The organism is Paracoccus marcusii (genome assembly GCF_006151785.1).
Classification (GTDB): domain Bacteria; phylum Pseudomonadota; class Alphaproteobacteria; order Rhodobacterales; family Rhodobacteraceae; genus Paracoccus; species Paracoccus marcusii.
On sequence record NZ_VDDD01000001.1, the window covers coordinates 64,496 to 88,548 of the forward strand.

The 24,053-nt window shown below is 67.6% G+C and carries 25 protein-coding genes and 1 other RNA gene; 16 read left to right on the forward strand and 10 right to left on the reverse strand.

Features of this window, described 5'->3' with window-relative positions:
• The first annotated feature begins 50 nt into the window (after positions 1-50).
• Together FHD68_RS19440 and FHD68_RS00315 are read left to right on the forward strand one after the other, a co-directional pair.
• Positions 51-2,249, forward strand: coding sequence for a methyl-accepting chemotaxis protein (locus tag FHD68_RS19440; RefSeq protein WP_240542434.1), 2,199 nt, complete (start codon positions 51-53; stop codon positions 2,247-2,249).
• 138 nt (positions 2,250-2,387) lie between these two features.
• Positions 2,388-3,068, forward strand: a complete 681-nt coding sequence (locus FHD68_RS00315; RefSeq protein WP_127898849.1) for a spermidine synthase — start codon at positions 2,388-2,390, stop codon at positions 3,066-3,068.
• 33 nt (positions 3,069-3,101) lie between these two features.
• On the opposite strand, the gene FHD68_RS00320 is transcribed toward FHD68_RS00315, so the two are convergent.
• Entirely contained in the window at positions 3,102-4,568 is a 1,467-nt protein-coding gene (locus tag FHD68_RS00320; protein WP_240542433.1) for a methyl-accepting chemotaxis protein, read from the reverse strand.
• A gap of 108 nt (positions 4,569-4,676) precedes the next feature.
• Positions 4,677-5,033: a transfer-messenger RNA gene (ssrA, locus tag FHD68_RS00325) on the reverse strand.
• A gap of 57 nt (positions 5,034-5,090) precedes the next feature.
• Between ssrA and FHD68_RS00330 the strand changes: the two genes are divergently transcribed.
• Complete coding sequence (locus FHD68_RS00330; RefSeq protein ID WP_084693624.1) at positions 5,091-5,363, forward strand: PepSY domain-containing protein; 273 nt, start codon at positions 5,091-5,093, stop codon at positions 5,361-5,363.
• A 58-nt stretch (positions 5,364-5,421) separates the two neighbouring features.
• Here the strand turns inward: FHD68_RS00330 and FHD68_RS00335 are convergent, their stop codons facing one another.
• From FHD68_RS00335 to ectA, 4 genes are read right to left on the reverse strand one after another with little or no spacing between them, the layout of a single operon-like run.
• Positions 5,422-6,840 (reverse strand): aspartate kinase, encoded by a 1,419-nt coding sequence (locus FHD68_RS00335; protein ID WP_127898846.1) that lies wholly within the window; start codon positions 6,838-6,840, stop codon positions 5,422-5,424.
• On the reverse strand, positions 6,840-7,229 hold the full coding sequence (locus FHD68_RS00340; protein WP_127898845.1) for an ectoine synthase: 390 nt from the start codon (positions 7,227-7,229) through the stop codon (positions 6,840-6,842). The genes FHD68_RS00335 and FHD68_RS00340 overlap by 1 nt, the downstream gene beginning before the upstream one ends.
• A 5-nt stretch (positions 7,230-7,234) precedes the next feature.
• Positions 7,235-8,530, reverse strand: coding sequence for a diaminobutyrate--2-oxoglutarate transaminase (ectB, locus tag FHD68_RS00345; RefSeq protein ID WP_127898844.1), 1,296 nt, complete (start codon positions 8,528-8,530; stop codon positions 7,235-7,237).
• A gap of 55 nt (positions 8,531-8,585) precedes the next feature.
• Positions 8,586-9,122: a diaminobutyrate acetyltransferase gene (gene ectA, locus FHD68_RS00350; RefSeq protein ID WP_127898843.1), complete on the reverse strand. Its 537-nt coding sequence runs from the start codon at positions 9,120-9,122 to the stop codon at positions 8,586-8,588.
• Between the two features lie 217 nt (positions 9,123-9,339).
• Between ectA and FHD68_RS00355 the strand changes: the two genes are divergently transcribed.
• Positions 9,340-9,843 (forward strand): MarR family winged helix-turn-helix transcriptional regulator, encoded by a 504-nt coding sequence (locus FHD68_RS00355; protein WP_139084946.1) that lies wholly within the window; start codon positions 9,340-9,342, stop codon positions 9,841-9,843.
• Here the strand turns inward: FHD68_RS00355 and gndA are convergent, their stop codons facing one another.
• The 3 genes from gndA to FHD68_RS00370 form a co-directional block, all read right to left on the reverse strand.
• A complete protein-coding gene (gene gndA, locus FHD68_RS00360; RefSeq protein WP_127898841.1) occupies positions 9,844-11,244 on the reverse strand; it encodes an NADP-dependent phosphogluconate dehydrogenase in 1,401 nt (466 codons plus the stop codon).
• Between the two features lie 37 nt (positions 11,245-11,281).
• Entirely contained in the window at positions 11,282-11,743 is a 462-nt protein-coding gene (locus FHD68_RS00365) for a PaaI family thioesterase (RefSeq protein ID WP_341872744.1), read from the reverse strand.
• Positions 11,744-11,883: 140 nt separating this feature from the next.
• Positions 11,884-12,426: a biotin transporter BioY gene (locus FHD68_RS00370; RefSeq protein ID WP_045998856.1), complete on the reverse strand. Its 543-nt coding sequence runs from the start codon at positions 12,424-12,426 to the stop codon at positions 11,884-11,886.
• 392 nt (positions 12,427-12,818) lie between these two features.
• Between FHD68_RS00370 and FHD68_RS00375 the strand changes: the two genes are divergently transcribed.
• The 9 genes from FHD68_RS00375 (at position 12,819) to FHD68_RS00415 (ending at position 20,787) form a co-directional block, all read left to right on the forward strand.
• The gene (locus tag FHD68_RS00375; protein ID WP_127898840.1) at positions 12,819-15,104 is read left to right on the forward strand and encodes a putative monovalent cation/H+ antiporter subunit A; all 2,286 of its coding nucleotides are present in this window, start codon (positions 12,819-12,821) and stop codon (positions 15,102-15,104) included.
• A gap of 1 nt (position 15,105) precedes the next feature.
• Entirely contained in the window at positions 15,106-15,522 is a 417-nt protein-coding gene (locus FHD68_RS00380) for a Na+/H+ antiporter subunit B (RefSeq protein WP_045998858.1), read from the forward strand.
• 7 nt (positions 15,523-15,529) lie between these two features.
• Positions 15,530-15,898: a Na+/H+ antiporter subunit C gene (locus FHD68_RS00385; RefSeq protein WP_232303266.1), complete on the forward strand. Its 369-nt coding sequence runs from the start codon at positions 15,530-15,532 to the stop codon at positions 15,896-15,898.
• Positions 15,895-17,394, forward strand: a complete 1,500-nt coding sequence (locus FHD68_RS00390) for a Na+/H+ antiporter subunit D (RefSeq protein WP_139084949.1) — start codon at positions 15,895-15,897, stop codon at positions 17,392-17,394. Before FHD68_RS00385 ends, FHD68_RS00390 begins: the two co-directional genes overlap by 4 nt.
• Positions 17,391-17,867 (forward strand): Na+/H+ antiporter subunit E, encoded by a 477-nt coding sequence (locus FHD68_RS00395; RefSeq protein ID WP_045998861.1) that lies wholly within the window; start codon positions 17,391-17,393, stop codon positions 17,865-17,867. Before FHD68_RS00390 ends, FHD68_RS00395 begins: the two co-directional genes overlap by 4 nt.
• Positions 17,868-17,872: 5 nt before the next feature.
• Entirely contained in the window at positions 17,873-18,163 is a 291-nt protein-coding gene (locus FHD68_RS00400; protein ID WP_052715060.1) for a monovalent cation/H+ antiporter complex subunit F, read from the forward strand.
• A complete protein-coding gene (mnhG, locus tag FHD68_RS00405; protein ID WP_052715061.1) occupies positions 18,160-18,519 on the forward strand; it encodes a monovalent cation/H(+) antiporter subunit G in 360 nt (119 codons plus the stop codon). Before FHD68_RS00400 ends, mnhG begins: the two co-directional genes overlap by 4 nt.
• A gap of 111 nt (positions 18,520-18,630) precedes the next feature.
• Complete coding sequence (gene rnd / locus FHD68_RS00410; protein WP_127899399.1) at positions 18,631-19,800, forward strand: ribonuclease D; 1,170 nt, start codon at positions 18,631-18,633, stop codon at positions 19,798-19,800.
• A 3-nt stretch (positions 19,801-19,803) separates the two neighbouring features.
• Complete coding sequence (locus FHD68_RS00415; protein ID WP_127898838.1) at positions 19,804-20,787, forward strand: GNAT family N-acetyltransferase; 984 nt, start codon at positions 19,804-19,806, stop codon at positions 20,785-20,787.
• Here the strand turns inward: FHD68_RS00415 and FHD68_RS00420 are convergent.
• Positions 20,784-21,557, reverse strand: a complete 774-nt coding sequence (locus FHD68_RS00420; protein WP_240542432.1) for a PAS domain-containing protein — start codon at positions 21,555-21,557, stop codon at positions 20,784-20,786. The genes FHD68_RS00415 and FHD68_RS00420 overlap by 4 nt on opposite strands.
• 194 nt (positions 21,558-21,751) lie before the next feature.
• Here FHD68_RS00420 and gmk point away from each other — a divergent pair, with 194 nt between their 5' ends.
• From gmk to FHD68_RS00435, 3 genes are read left to right on the forward strand one after another with little or no spacing between them, the layout of a single operon-like run.
• A complete protein-coding gene (gene gmk / locus FHD68_RS00425; protein ID WP_164871474.1) occupies positions 21,752-22,384 on the forward strand; it encodes a guanylate kinase in 633 nt (210 codons plus the stop codon).
• On the forward strand, positions 22,381-22,905 hold the full coding sequence (locus FHD68_RS00430; protein ID WP_127898836.1) for a gamma carbonic anhydrase family protein: 525 nt from the start codon (positions 22,381-22,383) through the stop codon (positions 22,903-22,905). Before gmk ends, FHD68_RS00430 begins: the two co-directional genes overlap by 4 nt.
• 4 nt (positions 22,906-22,909) lie before the next feature.
• Positions 22,910-24,016, forward strand: a complete 1,107-nt coding sequence (locus FHD68_RS00435) for an ATP-binding protein (protein WP_139084951.1) — start codon at positions 22,910-22,912, stop codon at positions 24,014-24,016.
• The last annotated feature ends 37 nt before the right edge of the window (positions 24,017-24,053 follow it).

Here is a 24,053-nt window from a genome sequence, read left to right on the forward strand (position 1 = left end):
CCCGCAATGCGCCCTCGTGGCGCTTCGCCATCCCCGTTCCGGAGAAAGACATGATGATGAAGAATACCCGCATCGCGACGCGCATCGCGGCAGGCTTTGGCCTGATCCTGCTGATGCTGGCGGTGCTTGCCGGCTTTACCTGGAACCGGATGGACCGGTTGCAGGCCATCGACGCCCAGGCCCATGATGCCGAGGTGCTTGCGCTGGCGGCGGCGGACATCAATTTCGGCGTGGCCCAGGCCGGTCTGGCGCTGGACGATTTCATGGTTTCGGCCTCGGATGCGGATCGTCAGCGGGTGCAGGACGGCATGACCTCGGTCATGGTGCTGGCGGAAAAGGCGCAGGCCTTGGGGAGCCCGCATGCCGGGGCCTTGGTCGCCCTGAAGGAGCGGCATGTGACCGAGGCCGACCAGTTGTTCGACAGCTTCCAGCCGCTGTCCGCGCTGACGGCACAGATGCGCGAGCTGGGCATCACCCACCGTCGCAACATGGAACAGCTGCAGACCCTGTACCAGCAGCGTGGTGATCGCGATGCGGCTTATGCCGCGCTGCAGGCCGCCAACGAATTCCTGGTCGCGCGTGTGCGCATCGACCGCTTTCTGGAAGGCAGCGCCGTGAAGGATTTCGACGACGCGGCCGCGCCCTTCCAAAGGTCACGGCAGGCCTTGTCCGATCTGCAGCCCCGCGTGATGGGCGATGACGCGCGTACCCTGCTGGCAACCACGCTGTCCGGTATCGACGAATACTGGTCGATGGCGCAGCAGAGCCGGACGCTGGAGCTGGTCGTGCGCGACCATCTGGCGACGCTGTCGCTGACCGAGATCGAGGTCTTGGCCGCCGTCGAACGGATCCGCGACGACGCCATGTCCAGCCTTGCCCGGCTGGAGGAGGAGGCAGCGGCGGTGATGGATGCCACGGTGATGTCACTGCTGGCAGGGGTCGCGGCCACGATCGTGATCGGCGCAGTCATTGCCGCATGGATCTCGCGTGATCTGGGGCGTCGCCTGGCGGTGACGGTCGACCAGACCAACCGGTTGGCGCGGGGCGATCTGGACGTCGAGATCCGCGGAACCGAGGGTCGCAACGAGCTGGCACAGCTGGCCCAGGCCCTGGCGATCTTTCGCCAGAACGCGGTCGAGGCGCGCACCTTGGCCGACGAGGCCCGCCGCCTTGAGAACGAGGCTGCCGCCGCCCGCGATATCGAGGCCCGCCAGCAGGCCCGGGTCGTGCGCGACATCGGTGCCGGGCTGAATAGGCTGGCGCAGGGGGACCTGACACAGCAGATCCCGAACCCGCCGTCGGACCCGTTCCCGGCCGGCTATGACGGGCTGAGAGAGGCGTTCAACAGCGTCGTGTCGAACCTGACCGGCACCATCAACCGCATCACCGACGTCGCCGATCAGGTCCGGGGTGGCGCAAGCGAGATCACCTCGGCCGCGCAGGACCTGGCCTCCCGGGCCGAGACGCAGGCCGCTACGCTGGAGCAGTCCGCTGCGGCCCTGAACCAGATGAACGCCAGCGTCACCTCGACCGCCGAACGCGCGCGCAATGCCGAGCAGGCCAGCCGTCAGAACCGCGACATCGCCGAAACCAGCGCCGAAGTCGTGCGCGACGCCGTGACCGCCATGCGCGGAATCGAGGCGTCGTCCGACCAGATCACCCGCATCATCGGTGTCATCGATGACATCGCGTTCCAGACCAACCTGTTGGCGCTGAACGCGGGCGTCGAGGCCGCCCGTGCCGGAGAGGCCGGCCGCGGCTTTGCGGTCGTGGCCTCCGAGGTGCGGGGCCTTGCACAGCGCGCCTCGGATTCCGCGCGGGAGATCAAGTCGCTGATTTCGCAGTCCGCATCGCAGGTCAAGGCGGGGTCCGCCCTTGTGGGGCGGACGGGCGACAGCCTTGGTCAGATCCTGTCCAAGGCGCATGAGGTGTCGGAACAGATCACCGCGATCTCGCTTGCCGCCAACGAACAGGCGATCGGCTTGGCCGAGGTGAACACGGGCGTGAACCAGCTGGATCAGGTAACCCAGCAGAACGCCGCAGTGGCCGAACAGGCCAACGCCGCCGCCGCATCGCTGCAGCAGCGGTCCGAGGATCTGATCCGCGAGATCGCCGGGTTCCGGATCGGCAGCGGCACCAGCCGGCCCGAGGTGGTCCGCACACGTGCATCGGCGCCGCTTCCCGTGGTCGAACCGGTCCCCCTGCGTGTCGTGGGTGGCCGCGGCGAAGGCCAGATGTTCGAGTTCTGACCGAAGCGACCTGCACCATGTCCGACCCGCGCCGATCCTGTCGGCGCGGGTTTGGCAATGCGGCCATGCCCAAGTGCCTTTCCGGCACGGCCCCGATCGGCTAGATCAGGACCGGGTTACGCAGAATGGGACATCGGCATGCTGCCTTGGGTGCAACTGGCCAGCGCGATCGCGCCGGATGGCGACACGCTGCGGCTGATGCGGCGGGGCGACGAATTCTCGATCAGGCTGCAGGGCGGAAACGAGCTGATGAACAGCCGTCTTGGTGGGTCCGAGGAGGCTTTGGCGACGCTTGCGCTGGACCGGCTGGCCGACCGGCCCGCGCCGCGCGTGCTGATCGGCGGGCTGGGCATGGGGTTCACCCTGCGCGCGGCCCAGGCCGTGGCCAGCCCCCAGGCCCGGCTGATCGTGGCCGAGATCGTGCCCGAACTGGTCGGATGGGCGACGCAGCACATGGCGGCGGTCTTTGCAGGCTGCCTGTCCGACCCGCGGGTTCAGGTGCGGATCGGCGATGTCGGCGCGCAGATCCGTCAGGCCACGACGGCGTTCGACGCGATCCTGCTGGATGTCGACAACGGTCCCGACGGGCTGACGCGGACCGGGAACGATGCGCTGTACGGGATGGCCGGTCTGCAGGCGGCACGGCGCGCGCTGTCGCCCGGCGGTGTGCTGGCCGTCTGGTCGGCAGAGCCGGACGCCGCGTTCGAACGGCGCCTGGCCGGGTGCGGCTTTGCCGTCAGCACGCACGGGGTGCGCGCCGGCGGGTCAGGGCGCGGATCGCGGCACGTGATCTGGATCGGCGTGCGGCGGGATGACTGAACCGCGCGCCCTGTTGGGGCGCGCGGCGCGAGGTTAGACGGCCTGGCGGTAGGTCTGCTGATGCACCTGCGGGCGGGGGGCCGCCATCGTGAAGCTGCTGACGATGCGTGTCAGGTCCTTGACCTCTGCGTTCAGCAGGGTGCTGGTGGCGTTGGCTTCCTCGACCATCGCGGCGTTCTGCTGGGTCACGTCGTCCAGGTACCGGACCGCGCTGTTGATCTCGGAGATGCTCAGCGACTGGCGTTGGGCGGTGGAGGACATCTCGGTCACGATCCCCTCGATCTCGTTGAAGACAAGGATGATGTCGGACAGCGCTTGGTGCGTCGCGCCGACCAGCGACACGCCATGTGTCGTCTGCTGGACGCTGCGGTCGATCAGTGTCTGGATGGTGCGCACCGCCTCGGCCGATCGTTGGGCCAGGGCGCGGACCTCGGCGGCGACGACGGCAAAGCCGCGGCCGGCCTCACCGGCGCGGGCTGCCTCGACGCCGGCGTTCAGGGCCAGCAGGTTGGTCTGGAAGGCGATCTCGCTGATCACGCCGATGATCTGGCCCATCTCTCCGGCGCTGGAGGAGACGTCGTCCATCGCAGTGCGTGTCTGATCCATGATCTGGCTGCCATGCGCGGCGACCTGGCGGGCGCGGGCGGCCATCTCCTCCGCTTGGCGGCTGCGCGTAGCGGAATCGCGCACGGCCTCGGTCATCTCGTTCAGCGCGGCGGCGGTTTCCTCCAGGCTGGCCGCCTGCTGTTCGGTGCGGCGCGCAAGATCGTCGGAGGCCGCCGCGATCTCTCCTGTGCCGTTGCCGATCTGGCCGGCGGAATGGCGCACCGATCCGATGATGTTGGCCAGCTGTTCGACCGTTTCGTTGAAGCGGGTGCGGGCCGACAGTTCCGGGTCCAGCCGGGTGGTCAGATCGCCTTCGGCCAGACGGCCAAGGGCGCCCGACAGGGCCTCAAAGGCACGTTGCTGGGCATCCTCGACCTCTTTGCGGCGACCGTCGATCTGGTCCAGATAGGTCGAGATCGACAGGTCGATGTCCAGCAGGGACGCCCGCATCAGGACCGAGATGTCATCGGCCAGGCGCTTGCGGCTGGCGGCGGTCCAGGTGCGGCGTTCGCCCAGCATGTCGCGGATCACATAGTCCAGCACAAGGCCATAGCCGCCGATGTACCAGCGCGGCTCCAGCCCGATCCGTGCATGCACCGCGCCGATGCGGCGGACTGACAGCGCATAGTCGGCGCCGAACTCTCCGGATGCGATACGGGCCCAGTGCTGGGCCTGGCTGCTTCTGGCGCGTTCGGTATGGGCATTGTCGGTGAAATATCGGCGCAGGACGGGGGTCGACGCGATCTTGGTGTAGAATTCGGACAGGGCAGGGCCGACGCTGGCCGCGATCCGGGGGGCCAGGGCCCTGAGCCGGGCCTGCGCCGGGGCGTCCAGGCCCAAAAAGTCCAGCCTGTCCTGCAGGTGGATCGTGTCGTGGGAATCGGGGTGTGTCACCGCTTGATCCTTTCGCATGGCAAAGGCGGACAAGCGCAGCAATAGACCCCGCGCGTTAAGGAACGCTGAATACCGGACAGGGCGGTTCAAAAATATCAGGGGGGATAAGGTGCAGGATTCTGTTGCCAGGCTCCTGCGGGCCCCGCCTTACGCTGCTAGGCGCAAGGGCTTAGGTTTCGATCTTGCGGACTGCTTACGCAGCCAGCGCGACCGGAGCACGGTTGTCATTGGCAACTGTACGTTTTGCACCGATAACGGTAGTAGCTCACCGAGACAAAGCATAACCCCTTTAGACGTTCGTCGATCCTGTTTCGGCCCCATTCGCCCCCAATGAAGGGTTGTTTGGTGGAGCCGCCGGGTACCGCCCCCGGGTCCGATCCGCTTATTACGAGCGCGTTTATGTCCATAGTCGGAATTGCTTCCGACAGCATCGATATAGGTCATCGGCAGGGATGCGGCAAGGGGTCGGAACCACGGGCCTTGGGTGCGGGTTTGACCGCAGACCCACAACCGGAGAGAACGATGACCTTCCGCACCCTGACCGCCGCCGCCCTGATCCTGTCGCCCACCGCGCTGATGGCGCAGGAGGCCATGCGCGGTGCCCCGCCGGCCGATGCGATGGCCCTGTCCGAGATCGTCGCCAAGATGGAGACCGACCTGTCCGCAGAGCTGGGCTATATCGAGGATATCCAGTGGGACGACGATGGCTATTACGAGGTCGAATACCGCACCCAGGACAATCGCGAGGTCGAGATGCGTGTCGATCCGACGACCGGCGAAGCGATGGCGCGCTGATTGCGCCATTCAGAATGCGAACGGGCGGCCCTTGCGGCCGCCCGTTTCGTTTTGTGCCTCAGGCCACCTTGGCCAAGGGTTGCGCCGTCTGTTCGATCAGCGCGCCGTGCAGGGCCTTGATCCCGGGCGCCAGCGCCGTGCGTTCCAGGATGAACTGCACGTCCACCGGCCGCGGTCCCTGCGTCGCACCGATCGCCTCCAGCCCCGCGGCCGCCAGCGCGTTCAGACCGCGGCTGAGCACCGCCAGGCCCTCCAGGTCGCGGCCCACGGCCGAGGCCATGGCCGCCGCCCGCGACGACACCTGCGCCGAAGGATAGCGTTCGGCCAGGTCCTTTTCCACGCGGCGGAGCACCTTGAGGCTGCTGTCGACATAATGCGTGATCGTGTTGGCGTTGGACACCTTGCTGACGATGCGCACGCGGTGGCGGGTCAGCACTTCCAGGATGAACGCATCATAGCCCTTGGCGCCGACCATGTCCTGTTCGAACAGTTCCAGCGCAAAGACGTTCAGGCCTGTCACGATCTCCACCGCCGGGGTGGCGGCGGGCTGGTCGTCGATCAGCGTGCCGGGATCGTGCGGCTCGAACGCGTTGGTCACGCGCAGCGGGACGCCGGACTGGCGCAGGGTCTTGGCGGCCTTGGGGTGGATCGCCTCCATCCCCAGGTTCGACAGCTGGTCGGCCACGTCATAGTTCGTGCGACCCAGCTTGCGCACCGCATCCGCCCCGACCAAGTTCGGGTCGGCCGAGGACAGGTGGAACTCCTTGTGGATGATTGCCTCGCGGGCGCCGGTCAGTGCCGCCAGCCTTGAAAACGTCACCTCGGAATAGCCGCGGTCAAATTCGCGCATCAGCCCCTCGGTGCACTGGGCGTATCCCGTGACGATGGGCATTTCGGTCGTGGGATCGACGCCGGCCATCGCGCCGGTGATGCGCTCCTCCAGCGTGACCAGTTCCGTGTCGCGCCATCCCGACAGGTCGACGAACCGTGCCTGGATGCCCACGCGCTGCAGCATCAGGGTGGTGACGAAGGCGGAATGCGCCTCTCCCAGTCCCGACAGCAGTTCACGCGTGTGCAGCATGTGTTCCTCCAGCCGGAAATGGCCATAGGAGCACAGGCGCTGCAGGTCGATCAGGCAGTTGCGCGCCCCGACCAGCCGGTCGCGGACAAAGGCATCGGCGCGTTCCAGATCACCGGGATGATCCAGAACCGCCCGATGCGCCTCGATCATCGCCTCGCTGGCACGGTCCAGCGCGGCCAGCCAGCCGTGATCGCCGTCGCCCGACGCGAAGGCGGCGTAGACGCCCGGCTCTCCGGACTTCTTGTGTTCCAGAAGCAGGTTCGTGATGCCGCCAAAGGCCGACACCACGAAGATCCGGCCATAGGGCGCGTCGCGGTCGGCGATCAGCACCGTGTCGCGCAGCTCGTGCACGCGCGACATCGAGGTGCCGCCGATCTTCTCGACCGTATGACCCATCACGCGGTCTCGGCAGGGGCGTAGCTGCCGTCCTCCTGATGCACCTCGGTCCCGGTGACGGGCGGGTTGAAGCAGCAGGCCATGACCAGCGTCTCCTCGGCCCGCAGGATGTGCTTGTCATGCAGGTTCAGCGCATACATTACGCCGGGCGTGATCTCATGCGTCTCTCCGGTGCCCAGATCGGTGATCGAGCCCTTGCCCTGCATGCAGAACACGCTTTCGAAATGGTGCTTGTAGTGGAACTGGTGCTCCGACCCGGCCTGCAGCGTGGTGATGTGGAACGAAAAGCCCATCCCGTCATCGGCCAGCAGCATCCGGACCGAATTCCATTGCGCGTCTGACACCGAACGGTCGGTGTCCTTCAGTTTGTTGAAATCACGTACGATCATGTGAATTACTCCGCAGCAATCTTGGTGGTGGCAAGGACGTCGCGGGCGGCATGCAGCAGGATGTCGAAGCCACGCGACAGCAGCGTGTCGGGGGTGGTCAGCGGGGCCAGGACCTTGACGACCTGATCCTCGTTACCCGATGTCTCGATGATCAGCCCGCCGTCAAAGGCGCGCTTGCAAATGGCGGCCGCCAGATCGCCCGATCCGACGTCGACGCCGCGCATCAGGCCGCGACCCTTCAGATAGGCGCCGGGCACCAGTTCGGCCAGTTCGGTCAGCCGGGTCTGGATCAGGTCGGCGCGCCGCGCCAGGTCGGCCTCGAACGCGTCGTCGGACCAGAACTTCTCGATCGCCACGCGGGCGGTCACGAAGGCATGGGTGTTGCCGCGGAACGTGCCGTTGTGTTCGGCCGGACCGAAGACGTCATGTTCCGGGCGCACCAGAACCATCGCCAGCGGCAGGCCAAAGCCAGAGATCGACTTTGCTAGCGGCACCAGGTCGGGCATCACGCCCATCTCCTCGAACGAGAAGAACTTGCCGGTGCGGCCACAGCCTGCCTGGATGTCGTCCATGATCAGCAGCGCGCCGTGGCGCTTTGCAATGTCCGCGATGGTGCGTACGAATTCGGCGGACGCGGCGTTCAGGCCGCCTTCGCCCTGCACGGCCTCCAGCATGATGGCGGCGGGGGCGTCGATGCCGCCCGAATTGTCCGACAGCATCTGGTCCAGCAAGGCCGCGCTGTCCAGCCCGTCGGCATAGCCGTCAAACGGCACGCGGGTGACGCCCTGCGTCTCCATCCCGGCGCCGCCGCGGTGGTATCCGTTGCCGGTCGCGGCCAGTGCGCCCATCGTCACGCCATGAAAGCCGTTGGTGAAGGCCACGACATTGGTACGACCGGTCGACTTGCGGGCAATCTTCATCGCCGCCTCGACTGCGTTGGCACCGGTGGGGCCGGTGAACATCACGCGATGATCCATGCCGCGCGGCGTCAGGATGTGACGCTCGAAGGCGTCAAGGAACGCAGCCTTGGTCGTGGTGTGCAGATCTAGGCCATGGGCGATCCCGTCACCCGCGATGTGGTCGATCAGCGCGGACTTCATGTCCGGATCATTGTGGCCATAGTTCAGCGACGAGCAACCGGCCAGAAAGTCGATGTAGTCGCGTCCGTCCGCCCCGGTCATCACCGATCCGCTGGCCTTGGTGAAGACCGTGGGTATCCCCCGGCAATAGGATCGGGCCGCGCTTTCGCGGCGTTCGAAGATGGCGGTTCCGGGCATGGTGGCGGTCATGTCTTTGGGCATGGGAAGTCCTTTCGCATCATGTGCGTCAGTCTGAATGCTTCGACGGGCAAAGGGATCAGGCGGCGCGGGCCTGATCGGCGTGACGGGGCAGGGTGATCGTGACCATATGCTCGGTCGCGTGCCGTCCGTCGAAATGATCGTGGCGGGTATAGTGAGGATCGTCGGTCAGCCGCCCGCCCTGCTGGCGGGCAAAGCTGCGGAACAGCGCCCATGACGCGTCGTTGTCGCGGGTGATCGTCGTGTTCAGCCGCTGCGCATCGGCGCATTCATCGCGTTCCACCAGATGCGTCAGCATCTTGCGGGCCAATCCCAGACCGCGCGCATCCGGTCCGACAGCTACCTGCCACACGAAAAGCGCGTCCTCGTTCGGGATCATGTGCCCCGAGATCCAGCCCACGATCTGGTCGTCCAGCAGGGCCACGACGCAGGTGTCGCGGAAATGCTCGGCCTGCACCAGATTGCAATACATCGAATTCTCGTCCAGCGGCTTGCAGACCCGGACCAGCTCCCAGATGGCGGCGCCGTCGGTCGGGTCGGGCTTGCGCAGCGTCAGCTGGCGGGGGCGTTCGAGTTCTTGCACGTCTTTGGGCATGGGCGGCGGATCCTCAATTGCTTCGACCCTCTAACTAGTCAAAACGCGCCTTGGTTGCAACCTTGGCGTGGAAAATACGCGGGAATTCGTCTAAGACCTTACGCTAGCGTGATATTTGGACACGGCCGCGTGACCGCGAGGTTCGCCTGCCGAAATATCAGGTTCCGAAAGCATGCCATATTGCCCTGTTCCGCGCGCTGATGGCATACAGGAGGGCATGAGCCAGCCGCCCGCCATTCCGCGTACCGACGCCGCGCTGATCGCGCTGCGGCGGATCCTGCGCGCCACCGAACATTATGAACGCGACCTTGCCCAGGCCGCCAAGCTGACCCCTGCCAAGCTGCGCGTCCTGCAGATCCTTGCCGGAACCGGGACGCGGTCCGCCATGCCGACCCAGCTGTCGACCCAGATGGGCGTCAGCCAAGCGACTGTGACGGCGCTTGTCGATCAGCTGGACAAGCTGGGCCTGACGCAGCGTCAGCGGTCCAGCACCGACCGCAGGCAGCTGCACGTGATCCTGACGGATGCCGGGCTGGACGCGCTGCGCAATGCGCCCGACGCGCTGCAGCAGCATTTCGTGACCGGTTTCCAGGCCCTGCAGGATTGGGAACAGGCGATGCTGGTCGCATCGCTGGAACGCGTCGCGGCGATGCTGAACGCGCAAGGCATCGATGCATCGCCGCTGCTGACCCTGGGCGACATCAGCCGCCCGCGCGGCTGATCAGGTCGCGCTGCCCCAGGGGCCGTGCGGATCGTCGATCCCGTCCAACCGCTGGAAGCCGTGGGCACCGAAGAAGTCGCGCTGCGCCTGGATCATGTTCGCGGTGCCGCGCGCGGTGCGCATCATGTCAAACCACATCAGCCCGGATGCCAGGGCGGGCAGGGCGTGGCCCGCGGCGATCCCCTGCGACACCACCCGGCGCAGACCCGGCAGGGCGCCTTCGATCAGGTCGGCGAAGAACGGCGCCATGATCAGGTTGCGGGCCGGATCGTCCGCCAGCGCGTCGGCCATGTCGTTCAGCATGGTCGACCGGATGATGCACCCCGCCCGCCAGACACGTGCGATCTCCGGCAGGTCCAGCGTCCAGCCGAACCGTTCCGAGGCGCCCGCGATCATCGTGAAGCCTTGGGCATAGCACAGGATCTTGCCCGCGATCAGCGCCTGTTCCAGATCGTCGGGCGTCAGGTCGACCGCACCGGGGGCGGCCCCGAAGCGGGCCTGGCCCGCCTGCCGTTCATCCAGGCGCGCGCTGACGTTGCGGGCCATCACCGCAGCCTCGATCACCGGGATGGGCGCGGACAGGTGCTGCGCCTCGATGGCGGTCCAGCGGCCGGTGCCCTTCTGGCCGGCGCGGTCCAGGATCACGTCGGGCATCGCGGCCCCGGTATGCGGGTCCCGCGCCGCGGTGACCTTGGCCGAGATCTCGATCAGGTAGCTGGACAGCGTGCCGCGGTTCCAGTCGGCGAAGATATCGGAGATCGCCGGGGCCTCTAGCGTCAGCCCGTCGCGCATCAGGCCATAGGCCTCGGCGATCATCTGCATGTCGGCATATTCGATGCCGTTATGGACCATCTTGACGAAATGCCCCGCGCCCGCGTCGCCCATCCGTGCGGCACAGGGGGTGCCGTCATCCGCCTTGGCGGAAATGGCGGTCATCACATGCGCCACGCGGTCCCAGTCCGCGGCGTCGCCGCCGCCCATGATCGCGGGGCCGTGGCGTGCGCCCTCCTCTCCGCCGGACACGCCCATGCCCAGGAACCGGAAGGGCAGGCCGGCCGCGGCGCGGCGGTTGGTGTCGTGAAAATCCGCATTGCCCGCGTCGATCACCAGATCGTCGGCGTCCAGCAGCGGCGCCAGCGCCTGCAGCTGATCGTCGACCGCCTGTCCCGCCGGGACCATCAGGATGATCGCGCGCGGCGGCGCGATGGCCTGGACCAAAGCCTGCAGGGAATCCGTCGGGATCACGCGGGGGGCCAGATCGCCGGCCTGGGCAGCAAAGCGGTGCGTGACCTCGGTCGTGCGGTTCCACACGGCGATGGGAAAGCCCTTTTCGGCGATGTTCAGGGCCAAGGCGGCCCCCATCGTCCCAAGCCCGATCAGCCCGATTTCTGCCTGCGCCATCGCCGTCCTCCTGCGGATAGTTTGGTCGCGGTTTACGCTAACGGCCGGGCGGTGTCACGGGGGCGCGGCCCCGGACGCAGATCAGCGTCTGCAGCCCGGTCGCGACATGGGTCCGCGCGGATCCGTCGACCGCATGGACGTCCAGCTGGCACACGGTCAGCGTCCGCCCCGCCTTGACGACCCGGCCGATGGCCTCCAGCCAGTCGCCCTGCGCGGGGTTCAGCAGGTTCAGCTTGAATTCGGTCGTCAGCACGTCGTCGCCCTGGGGGAACAGCGTCAGCGCGGCATAGCCCCCGGCGCTGTCGGCCAAGGCCGTGGTCGCGCCGGCATGAAAATATCCCATCTGCTGGGTCAGTTCCGGCCGGAAGGGCAGGCGCAGCGTGACCTCGGCGGGGCGAATGGCGGCGATTTCGGCGCCAAGATGGCGCATCAGGCCTTGGTCGCGAAAGCTGTCCTCGATGCGGGCGATGGTGTCGGGTGTCAGGGTGGTGGGGGTCAAGCGCTGCTCCTCCTGCTGGCTTGGGCGCAGTCTGGGCGCGGGCGGGGCAGGGGAAAAGCCCCGATGGCGGGGCGGACGCGGGGTCACCATGCGAAACGGGGCCCGCATGGGGCCCCGTCGCGGTCATTCGGCGGTCTGATTCAACCGCGGCGGGTGACCGCCTGCAGGGCCAGCGCGCCCAAGGCGATCTTGACCATGTCGCCCAGGATGAAGGGTGCGACGCCCACGGCCAGCAGCCGGTCGGCCGGCACGAAGGCCGACAGCCAGATCAGGCCGGGCACATAGATCGCCACGGTTCCGGCCAGCATCGCCACCGCCCGCATGCCCAGGCCGCGGCCCTGCGCCAGCGCGCCGGTCACGATCATGGACAGGGCCATGCCGATCAGAAAGCCGGTGGTAGGCCCCGCAAGATAGGCCAGGCCCAGCCCGCGTTCCGGCGAACCGGCAAAGACCGGCAGCCCCGCCAGTCCCGCCGCCATGTAGGCCCCCATCGCGGCCAGGCCGAGGCGCGGCCCCAGACCGGCGGCGATGACCAGCACAGCCAGCGTCTGCAGCGTCATCGGCACCGGCCAGAACGGCACCTGCACCTTGGCGCCAAGCGCGATCAGCGCGGCGGCGGCCAGGGTCAGTCCGATCTTGGCGCCAAGGCTTTGTTCGGCGATGCGGTCGCGTGCGAGCAGCATGAGATGTCCCTTTCATCGAGATGTCGCGAATCGAGGGCAGCCTGCTGCGCCCCGGTTGCCGCACATCAGACCCCAAACGGGGGGGCGCGCACAAGCCTTCAGATGACAGGCGCCGGACATGCGGCCACAAGGCCCTGTCGGCGCGGCATTTTCGATGCTCGAAGCGCTGCGCCAAAATGTCGCAATCCGGCGACAGCAGGGGTCACCGGACGGATGCGGCCGGAAACCCGATACCTATTTACAGGGCGCGCGCGCACGTAAGGGCGGCCACCGTGCCCCGATGCGCAATTTTCGGTCGTCAGCGCCGATTTAGCCGCCCCAAGCGACTGTTTTCCGCCGACCAAGGGTGCTAAGCCATCCGCCAATTGCATGCCGCGACAAGGGTTCGAGACATGGCTGACGACTATCCATCGGTGGACCGCGTCATGGGAGGGCCTGCGGGCTGGATCTCGATCGCGTTCCCGACGATCCTGTTCCTGTACTTCCTGGGACTGCTGCCGGAAATCGCGCAAGGCCCGCAGGTCTATGGCTTTGACTGGGTGCCCTCGCTGGGGGTGCAGCTGTCGGTCCTTCTGGACGGGCTGTCGATGACATTCGCCCTGCTGATCACCGGGATCGGCGCGGCGGTCACGCTGTATTCGGCGCGCTATCTGGGCGATCACCCGGATTATCCGCGTTTCGTCAGCTATCTGCTGATGTTCATGGTCGGCATGCTGGGCCTGGTCCTGGCCGACAACCTGATCATGCTGTTCGTGTTCTGGGAGATCACGACCATCGCGTCCTATCTGCTGATCGGCTTCAACGCCGACAGCGCGGCGTCGCGCCGGTCCGCGCTGCAGGCGCTGCTGGTGACGGGGACGGGGGGCCTGATCCTGCTGGCCGGCCTGATCGTGCTGGGCACGGTCGCGGGCACGTCGCAGCTGTCGCAGATCGTGACGATGGGCGACATGATCCGCGCGCATCCCTGGTACCTGGGCATCCTGCTGCTGTTCCTGGCGGGCGCGTTCACGAAATCGGCGCAGGTGCCGTTCCACTTCTGGCTGCCCAACGCGATGGCAGCCCCTACGCCCGTATCGGCCTATCTGCATTCGGCCACGATGGTGAAGGCGGGCGTGTTCCTGATGGCGCGCATGAACCCCGCGCTGGGCGGGACGGATGCGTGGTTCTGGATCCTGACGCTGTTCGGCGGGGTCACGGCGGTCTTCGCCTCGGTCATGGCGCTGCGCCAGACCGACATCAAGCAGGTGCTGGCCTATACCACGCTGATGGCGCTGGGCACGCTGACCATGTTCATCGGCGCGGGCACGCATTACGCCATCGTCGCGGCGATGCTGTTCCTGGTGGTACACTCGCTCTACAAGGCGGCGCTGTTCCTGATGATCGGCATCGTCGATCATGCCACCGGCACGCGCGATGCGGGCGTCCTGGGCGGCCTGTCCAAGGCGATGCCGCTGACCGGGCTTGCCGCCGCGCTGGCCGCGATCAGCATGGCGGGCATTCCGCCGATGATCGGCTTTATCGGCAAGGAATTCATGTACAAGGCCGGCCTGGGGCTGGACGGGTTCGGCGCGTTCTGGGTGACCGCGATGGCCTTCGCGGCATCGGTCCTGATGTTTGCCGTCGGCGGCATCGTCGCGCTCAAGCCGTTCCGCGGCGATCTGCGCCCGACCCCCACCACCCCACACGAGGGGCCGTGGGCGATGCTGGCGGGTCCGCTGGTCCTTGGTGCGCTGTCGTTGATCTTCGGCCTGCTGCCAGGCGTGCTGGGCCACTACCTGGTCGGCCCCGCCACCCATGCCGTCTTCGGAGAGGTCCGTGAGGTGCACCTGTACCTGTGGGGCGGCATCAACATGGCGCTGATCCTGTCGCTGCTGACCTTCCTGGCGGGCTGGCTGGTCTATCGCCGCCATCAGGCGATCCGCGACCGCCTTGCCGCGTTCGAGGCGCGCAGCCCGATCGACTTCGACGCGGGCTGGGACCGTCTGCTGGACGGGTTCAAGGCCTTCGCCGCCTGGCAGACCAACCTGATCCAGACCGGCAGCCTGCAGCGCTATATGGCCGTGATGTTCGCGACCTTCGTCGTGATGGTCGGCGGCTCGTATCTGATCAAGGGCGCGTTCCAGGGCGTGCCGGGCCTGTCGGCCGAGGGCGTGCACCCGATCCAATGGACGGTGCTGGGCCTGATCGTGGCGGGCGCGATCCTGACCGTCTGGACGCACAGCCGCATGACGGCCATCGCCGGGATGGGCGCGTCGGGCATCGGCGTGTCGCTGATCTTCATCATGTTCAGCGCCCCCGACGTGGCCATCACGCAGCTGCTGGTCGAGGTGCTGGTCGTCGTGCTGGTCAGCGTCGTCATGCTGCGCCTGCCCTATCTGCCGCGCCGGTCCAAGACCCGGTTCCGCACCGGGCACGCGGTCATCGCGGGGGGCGCGGGCCTTGTCACAACCTTCCTGCTGATGTCCGTGATGGCGACCGATTTCGACCGCCGCCTGACGTCCTTCTTCGAGGCCGCGTCCTATCCCGAGGCGCATGGCCGCAACATCGTCAACGTCATCCTGGTCGACTTCCGCGCCCTGGATACGTTCGGAGAGATCACCGTCGTGGCCATCGCCGCCATCGCCGCGTTCGCCCTGCTGCGCGGTGCCACCCGCCGCAAGCCCGAGGAGGAGAGCTGAGATGCAGTCGCTGATCCTGACCACCACCACGCGCCTGCTGGCGGCCCTGCTGCTGATGTTCTCGGTCTATGCGCTGCTGCGCGGGCACAACCTGCCCGGCGGCGGCTTCATCGGCGGGCTGATCGGGGCCACGGCGTTCATCCTCTATACCATCGCCACCTCGGTCGAGGAGGCGCAGGCCGCGCTGCGCATCGATCCGTCGAACCTGGCGATGGCGGGCCTGGGCGTCGCGGCCCTGGGGGGCATCGGCGCGGCCTTCGCGGGCCAGCCCTTCTTCACCGGACAGTGGCTGTTCCTGTTTCGCGACGGCGACAGCTATGTGCCGCTGTCCACCGTCCTTGTCTTCGACATCGGAGTCTACATGGCCGTCTTCGGCGGAATCCTGACCCTGGTCTTTGCCTTGGAACAGGAGATCTGATTTGGAAATGCTGCTTGCCCTGTCCGTCGGCGTCCTTGTCGCCGCGTCGGTCTATCTGATGCTGGACCGCAACATCCTGCGCTTCCTGTTCGGGCTGGCGCTGCTGTCGAACGCGGTCAACCTGCTGATCTTTGCCAGCGGCCGTCTGACCCCAGGCGCGCCCCCGCTGATCGATGCGGGCGAATATGCGCCCACCGGCGTGGTCGCGAACGCCCTGCCGCAGGCGCTTGTGCTGACCGCGATCGTGATCGGGTTCGGCCTGCTGGCCTTCACCCTGGCGCTGGTCTATCGCGCGTTCATGACCCTGGGCACCGTCAACAGCGACGAGATGCGCGTGGCCGAGCCCGTCGACGCGGGCAAGGAGGCCGGGAAATGAGCTGGCTTCTGGTCTATCCGATCCTGATCCCGCTGCTGACGGCGGTCCTGTCCTATCTGTTCCGCAAATCGCCCGCCGGGCGCTGGATCTCTGTCGCGGGGACGGTCGCGCTCTTGCTGGCCAGCGTCGTCCTGATGGCCGAGGTGCTGGAGGAGGGCGTCGTCGCCGCCCAGATGTCGAACTGGCAGGCGCCCTTCGGCATCACGCTTGTGGCCGACCTTCTGGGCGCGGTCATGGTCGTCATCACCGCCATCACCGGCCTCGCGACCGTAATCTATACCCTGTCCGAAATCCCCGAACGGCTGGAACGGCTGGGTTTTCACGCCCTGCTGCAGACGCTGCTGATGGGCGTCTGCGGGGCCTTCGTCACGGGCGACCTGTTCAACCTGTATGTCTGGTTCGAGGTCATGCTGATCTCCAGCTTCGGCCTGCTGGTGCTGGGGGCCAGCCGCGAACAGCTGGACGGCGGCATCAAGTACGTGCTGCTGAACCTGGTCTCGACGATCATGTTCCTGGCGGGAACCGGTCTGCTGTACGGCCTGACCGGCACGCTGAACATGGCCGACCTGCACCTGGCCGTCCGCGAGGTCGAGAATACCGGCCTGCTGACCACCGTCGCGGTGATGTTCATGGTGGCCTTCGGCGTCAAGGCCGCGCTGTTCCCGCTGTTCTTTTGGCTGCCCGCCTCCTATCACACGCCCCCGGTGGCGGTGTCGGCGATCTTCGCGGGCCTGCTGACCAAGGTTGGCGTCTATGCCCTGATCCGGATGTTCACGCTGGTCTTCGACCAGGATGTCGGCTTCACGCACACGATCCTGCTGTGGGCGTCGGTGGTGACGATGGTCACGGGCGTTCTGGGCGCGGCGGCGATGAACGACTTCCGTCGCATCCTGTCGTTCCACATCATCAGCCAGATCGGCTACATGGTCCTGGGACTGGCGCTTTATACGCCGCTTGGCCTGATGGGGGCGGTGTTCTACCTGGTCCACCATATCATCGTAAAGGCGAACCTGTTCTTCGTCGCGGGCGTGGCCAAGCGCATTGCCGGATCGACCGATCTGGCGCGCATCGGCGGCCTTTACGCCCATGCCCCGGTGCTGGCCTTCCTGTTCCTGATCCCGGCATTCTCGCTGGCGGGCTTTCCGCCGCTTTCGGGCTTCTGGGCGAAATACGTGGTCGTCAAGGCCGCGCTGGACCTGGAAATGTGGTTCGTGGCCGGGGTGTCGCTGGCGGTCGGTCTGCTGACCATCTTCTCGATGACCAAGATCTGGGGCTCGGCCTTCTGGCCCGCGAATCCCGACGGGGTCAAGCCGCGCCTGTCGGACCTGCCGATGGGCGACCGGATGGCGCTGATGCTGCCGATCGTCGCGCTGGCCGCGCTGACCTGCATCATCGGCCTGTTCCCGGAATCCTTCGTGCTGTTCGCCGAACGGGCGGCCACGCAGCTGCTGGATCCAACCGACTATGTCACGACCGTCTTGGGGGTGCAGCCATGAACCTGTTCGCCATCAACATGGTGCTGGCCTTTGCCTGGGTCGCGCTGACCGGCGGGCTGACCCTGGGCGGGCTGACGACCGGCTATCTGGTCGGCATGGCCGCGATGTGGCTGGTCCGTCCGCTGTTTCCCGATACCGGGGTCTATTTCCGGCGCCTCTACTACTGGACGCGGCTGATCGTGATGTTCGTCTATGAACTGGTGGTCAGCTCGATCCCGGTCGTGCGCGACGTGCTGACGCCAGGACAGTCGTCGCAGCCCGCGCTGATCGCGGTGCCCATCACGGTGACGACCGACCTGCAGATCACGCTGCTGGCCAACTTCATCTCGCTGACCCCAGGCACGCTCAGCCTCGACGTGTCCGAGGACCGCAGCACGCTGTATATCCACGCAATGTTCGGCGACGACCCGGACGCGATCCGCGCGCAGATCCGCGACCGGTTCGAGGTCTGGGTCCGCGAGGCGACGGAGTGAACGATATGACCCTGCTGGAATTTGTAATCCTGTTCGGCTTTGCCTTGGTGATCCTGGGCGTCGTGCTGGCCGCGATCCGGCTGGTGCGGGGGCCAAGCCTGGCTGACCGGATCGTGGCGCTTGACCTGATGACGGTGCAGCTGGTCTCGTTCGGCGGCCTGACGGCGCTGCTGTCGGGCAGCGCGGGCTTTCTGGACGTGGCCGTCGTGCTGGCACTGGTCGGCTTTCTGGCGACCGTGTGCCTGGCGCGCTATCTGGAGCGTCGCATCCTGCTCAAGGCGGAGGAACTGACATGATGCATGACATCATCGTGGCGATCTTGGTGCTGTCCGGCGGCATCTTCTGTTTCGCGGCGGGGATGGGGGTGCTGCGGCTGCCCGACCTGCTGACGCGGATGCATGCCTCGACCAAGGCGGGAACACTGGGTTCGGGCCTGATCCTGGTGGCCGTGGCCGTGCAGTTCGCCGAAGGAACGGTCATCGCGCGGGCGGTGGCGGCGATCCTGTTTTTGCTGATGACCGCGCCGGTCGCGGCCCATCTGATCGGCCGTGCGGCCTTTCGCACGGGCGTGCCGATGGTCGACCGGACCGTCTGCGAGGACGGCGTGGCCGACGCGCTGCGCGCCCGTCCGGGCGAGCAGGCGCCGGACTAGGACCTGTGCCCCGGCGGCGGGCGACGGGGCTTTTCAACGCGCTGCCGTGGGCGTAAAGCTGTCCAATTGGCGGACGAACCGCCCGATCTGAAAGAGCGCATGAGCCAGGACATCCCCACCATCACCCGCACCGAAGACCTCGCCCGTTTCTGCGAGGCCGCAAAGCTTGCCCCCTATGTGACCGTCGACACGGAGTTCCTGCGCGAGCGGACCTATTGGTCCAAGCTGTGCCTGATCCAGCTGGCGATCCCGCCGGCATCGACGGCCAAGACCGGCGGGGGCGACGCCGTCCTGGTCGATCCCCTGTCCGAGGAGCTGTCGCTGGAACCGCTTTATGACCTGTTCCGCCACGAGGCGACGGTCAAGGTGTTCCACGCCGCCCGCCAGGATCTGGAGATCTTCTATCACGACGCGCAACTGTTCCCTGTGCCGCTGTTCGACACCCAGGTCGCGGCCATGGTCTGCGGTTTTGGCGAACAGGTCGGCTACGAGACGCTGGTCCGCAAGATCGCCCGGGCCGACCTGGACAAGTCTTCGCGTTTTACCGACTGGTCGCGCCGTCCGCTGTCGGATGCGCAGGCCGCCTATGCGCTGGCCGACGTGACCCATCTGCGGGTGATCTATGAATACCTGTCGGCCGAGCTGAAGAAGACCGGCCGCGAGGCATGGCTGGCCGAGGAGATCGCGGTCCTGGAGGACCCCGAGACGTATATCACCCGCCCCGAAGAGGCCTGGCTCAAGGTGCGTACCCGCACCAACTCGCCCCGCTTCCTGGCGATCCTGCGCGAACTGGCGCGGTTCCGCGAAAGCTATGCCCAGGCGCGCGACATCCCCCGCAGCCGCGTCTACAAGGATGACGCGATGATCGAGCTGGCCTCGACCAAGCCGCTGACCGAGGCCGATTTGGGCAAGTCCCGCCTGCTGCTGCGCGAGGCGCGCAAGGGCGACATCGCCAACGGCATCCTGGCCGCGGTCAAGGCCGGGATCGAATCCAAGGACCTGCCGCAGCCCAAGGGCGAGGAGCCCGGCAAGCCCGGCAATGCCGCCCTGTCGGATCTGCTGCGCGTGCTGCTGAAGGCCAAGGCCGATGCGGCGGGCGTCGCGCCAAAGCTGATCGCGTCGTCGTCCGAACTGGACGCGCTGGCCACCGGCAGCCGCGACCTGCCGGCATTGCAGGGCTGGCGGGCCGAGGTCTTTGGCCGCGACGCTTTGCGTCTGGCCGCCGGGGAGATCGCGCTGTCGGCCAAGGGCGGCGCGGTCCGGGTCGTGCCGGTCGGATAGGCGATGCACCCGCCGGTCGCCCTGACGCGCCCCTGGCCCGAGGATGCCGACGACATTGCGGCAGCCCTGGCCGATTGGGACGTCGTGCGCTGGTTGACCACGCTGCCCTGGCCCTATGGCACGGCTGACGCGCGCGATTTCATCGCAGCCGCGGGGTTGGACGAACATGCGATCCGTCAGGACGGACGGCTGGTCGGCATGGTCCAGGCGGGCCGCGTCTTTGGCATCTGGATCGCACCGGACCGGCAGGGGCAGGGGATCGGCCGCCGCGCGGGCGTGCTGGCCCTTTCGCGCCTGTTCCTCTCCGGCGCGACCGAGGTGCATGCCCATTGCCTGATCGGCAACGACCGGTCAGCGCGCCTTCTGGCTTGGCTGGGGTTTCGGCCCTGTGGCCGGACAGTGCTTCGGTCGCGCCCGCTGCGGGCCGAGGTCCCGGCCGAGATGCTGCATCTGGACCGCGACACGTTCCAGCAGCGCCACGCGATTGCGTTGACGACGCCGCGCTTGCGCATCGATGCGGTGACCCCGGACGACCTGCCCGCGCTGCACCGCATCGTGACCAAGCCCGAGGTGGCACGGATGCTGCTGCGCTATGACCCCGCGATGACGCTGGACGATGTCCAGCCACTGCTGCTGCAGGGCGCGCTGCTTCCGCCGTTGCGGCTGGCGGTCCGATACAGGGGGCAGGTCGTCGGCATCGTGGGCCTGTCCGAAGGCCCACCGCCGCGCATGAACTATTTCCTGGACCCCGCCCATGCCGGACAGGGCCTGGGGCAGGAGATGGTCGCCGCGGTCTTTGCAGAACTGGTGGCGCGGTTCGACCCCCCCGAGGTTCTGGCAGCTGCCTTCGTCGACAATGATGCGTCACGCAAGATCCTGAAGAACCTTGGTTTCCGTCGGGGCGAGGACCTGGAGCTGCAGAGCCTGGGGCGTGCGTCGCCGGCGCCGGCCGCGCTGTATCGCTGGCGGCCGGCGCTGCTGGGCTAGGCGTCGGGCTGCCGGGGCTGGATGACCCGGAACAGGGCGCGCCGTTCCTCGGGGGTTTCGGCCTGGGGGAAACCGCGCAGGGGCTTTTCCGCTGCGGGTTTGTCCGGCACGGCCCCTCGCGGCTTGAAATCGGCGCGTCCTTCGGCAAAGCCGATGGCCGAGGGCGAGGGCTTGACCGTCGTGCCGCCTTCGATGATCGGCATGACCTCATCCGCCAGGATGTCGAAGCGGCGGGGCGCGATGCCGGTGTCGCCCTCCGCCACCAGGCAGCCCAGGGCGCGGGTGACGTCGCCCAGATCCGACCGAAGCGGCAGCAGCAGCATCTGGGCGTTCAGCTGCGGGCGGCCATAGTCGGGCTTGCCCTGCAGCGTCAGTCGCGCCATCTGGGGCGCCTTGAACACGCTTTCCAGCACGTCCGAGAACCGCCCCCGCGACGAGGTGTTCAGGAAGGCGCAGACGGGCATGCCGCGCACCTCCATGCCCATCAGGTCGATCAGGTGCCGTCCCGCCAGACGCAGGCGACCCGCGCCCGGCGCGATGCGTTCCAGGATGAACGCATAATCCAGCGTGCGCGCGATGCCCCGCGGATCGACATCCGACCGCGCCGGGATCGCCCGGCCCTTGCGGATGCCGTCCCAGTATTCGCGCATCTCGCGCAGAACGCGGTCCGGCGTGCAGGTCTCATAGTCCTGCAGGCGCACGATCCGTCCCATGGCGTCCTGGGGCGGCATTCCCGGCTTGGTGTCTGGTCCGTCTTCCCGGTCCGGCACGGTCAACCCTTTACTCTCTCCGGCCACGGCCGGTCACTGCTCACCCCTGACAATAGCGCGTTCCCCGCCCGCTCGCCGAGTCATTTAATGAACGAATGGTTAAGATGCCTTCCGGTTGCGGGTCTTGACCCCTGCGGCGCGACGGGGCATCCCCGGACGCATCGCGACCAACCGCCAGGGAACATGCCGCCATGATCGAACGCACCGGCCTGATGGTCATCCTGTCATCGCCCTCCGGGGCGGGGAAATCCACGCTGGCGCGGCGGTTGATGGACTGGGACGCGGGGCTGCGCTTCTCGGTCTCGGCCACCACGCGGGCGCCGCGGGCTGGAGAGATCGACGGAGAGCACTACCATTTCACCACCCGCGACGGCTTTCTGCGGATGGTCGCCGAGGGGCAGATGCTGGAACATGCCGAGGTCTTCGGAAACCTTTACGGCAGCCCGCGCGGGCCGGTCGAACAGGCGATGCTGGCCGGGCGCGACACGCTGTTCGACGTGGACTGGCAGGGCGGCCAGCAGATCCGGGCATCGGCCCTTGGGGCGCATGTCGTGTCGATCTTCGTGCTGCCGCCGTCGCTGCCCGAACTGGAACGCCGCCTGCGCGGCCGCGGCCAGGACAGCGACGCGGTCATTGCCGGGCGCATGCAGAAAAGCCGATCCGAGATCAGCCACTGGGCCGAATACGATTACGTCCTGGTCAACGACGACCTGGACCAGACCGAGGCGCGGATGCGTGCCATACTGACGGCGGAACGCCTGCGTCGCGACCGGCAGGCGGGGCTGGGGGCCTTTGTCCGCGACCTGATGTCCGAAGGTGTCGCATGATCTGGTCGCTGGACGGGATCACGCCGCAGATCGACCCGCAGGCTTGGGTCGCGCCGGACGCGCAGGTGATGGGGCGGATCGTGCTGGCGCCGGGGGCGTCGGTCTGGTTCGGGGCGGTGCTGCGCGGTGATACCGAGGTGATCGAGGTGGGGCAGGGCAGCAATGTCCAGGACCTGTGCGTGCTGCACACCGATCCGGGCCACCCGCTGGTGATCGGGGCCGATTGCACGATCGGGCACCGTGCGATCCTGCACGGGTGCCGGGTCGGCGACGGTGCACTGATCGGCATGGGGGCGACGGTGCTGAACGGCGCGATCATCGGCGCGGGTGCGCTGATCGGGGCAGGGGCGCTGATCCCCGAGGGCAAGGTGATCCCCGACGGCGCGCTGGTCATGGGCGCCCCGGGCCGCGTCGTTCGGATGCTGGACACCGATGCGCAGGCGGGGCTGCGGGCATCCGCGGCGCGGTACCGGGACAACGCGGCGCGGTTCCGGGCCGGGCTGTCGCCGGCGGGGGACTGACGCGATGGCGGCCGGGCCGCGCCGGGTCGAAGGGTTCCTGGACGGCATTCCGCTGCCCATGCTGGCCGTCGACCGCGAGGCGCGGGTGATCGCCGCCAATCCGCTGGCGCTGGCGCTGTTCGGTCCGGCCCTGGTCGGGCGACCGTTCGTGACCGTGCTGCGCCATCCTGCCATCGTGCAGGCCGTGGACTGGGTCCTGGACCCGGAGGGGGTGCCTGCGCCCACGCCCGATCAGACGCTGCCCACGGCACCGGACGGAGTCGCCACCCTGCGCGCGACCTGCGTCGCCGACGGCCGCGAGATCCTGGCCGAGGTGACGGTGGCGCCCCTGCCAAGCCCCCTGGGGCGTGGCGCGACGGTCGCCGTCCTGGACCGCAGCGTGGCCGAGGAGGCCGAGCAGATGCGCCGCGATTTCGTGGCCAATGTCAGCCACGAGCTGAAGACCCCGCTGACCGCCATGACCGGCTTCATCGAGACGCTGCGCGGTCCGGCGCGTGACGACGCCCGCGCCCGCGACCGGTTCCTGGACATCATGGAGCGTGAGGCCGCGCGCATGAACCGCCTGATCAGCGAGCTGCTGTCGCTGAGCCGGGTGCAGGCCGAGGAGCGGTCGCGCCCCTCGGGCCGGGTCGATCTGCCGGGGCTGCTGCGTGGAACGCTGGCCATGCTGGCGCCGCGCATCCAGACCGCCGGGGTAAGCGTCGCGACCGAGGGGCTGGACATCGACCTGCGCCTGCCCGGCGACGGCGACCAGCTGACCCAGGTGTTCCAGAACCTGATCGAGAACGCGGTGAAATACGGCGGATCGGGCGGCGTGCTGCGCGTCACGCTGTCGCGCATCGCGCACGAACCGCTGCTGCGCGGACCGGCCTGGGCCGTGGCCATCGAGGATCGCGGCGACGGCATCGAGGAGCAGCACCTGCCGCGCCTGACCGAGCGGTTCTATCGCGTGGACACCCACCGGTCGCGCGAACAGGGCGGTACCGGGCTGGGCCTGGCCATCGTCAAGCACATCGTGAACCGCCACCGCGGCCGACTGCGGATCGAGAGCCGTTTGGGGCAGGGCAGCCGCTTTACCGTGATCCTGCCCGAAGGGCTGGCGCGCGGCTGACGGGTCGCGGCCTCTCGCCCTTGGCGGTGGCTTGGCC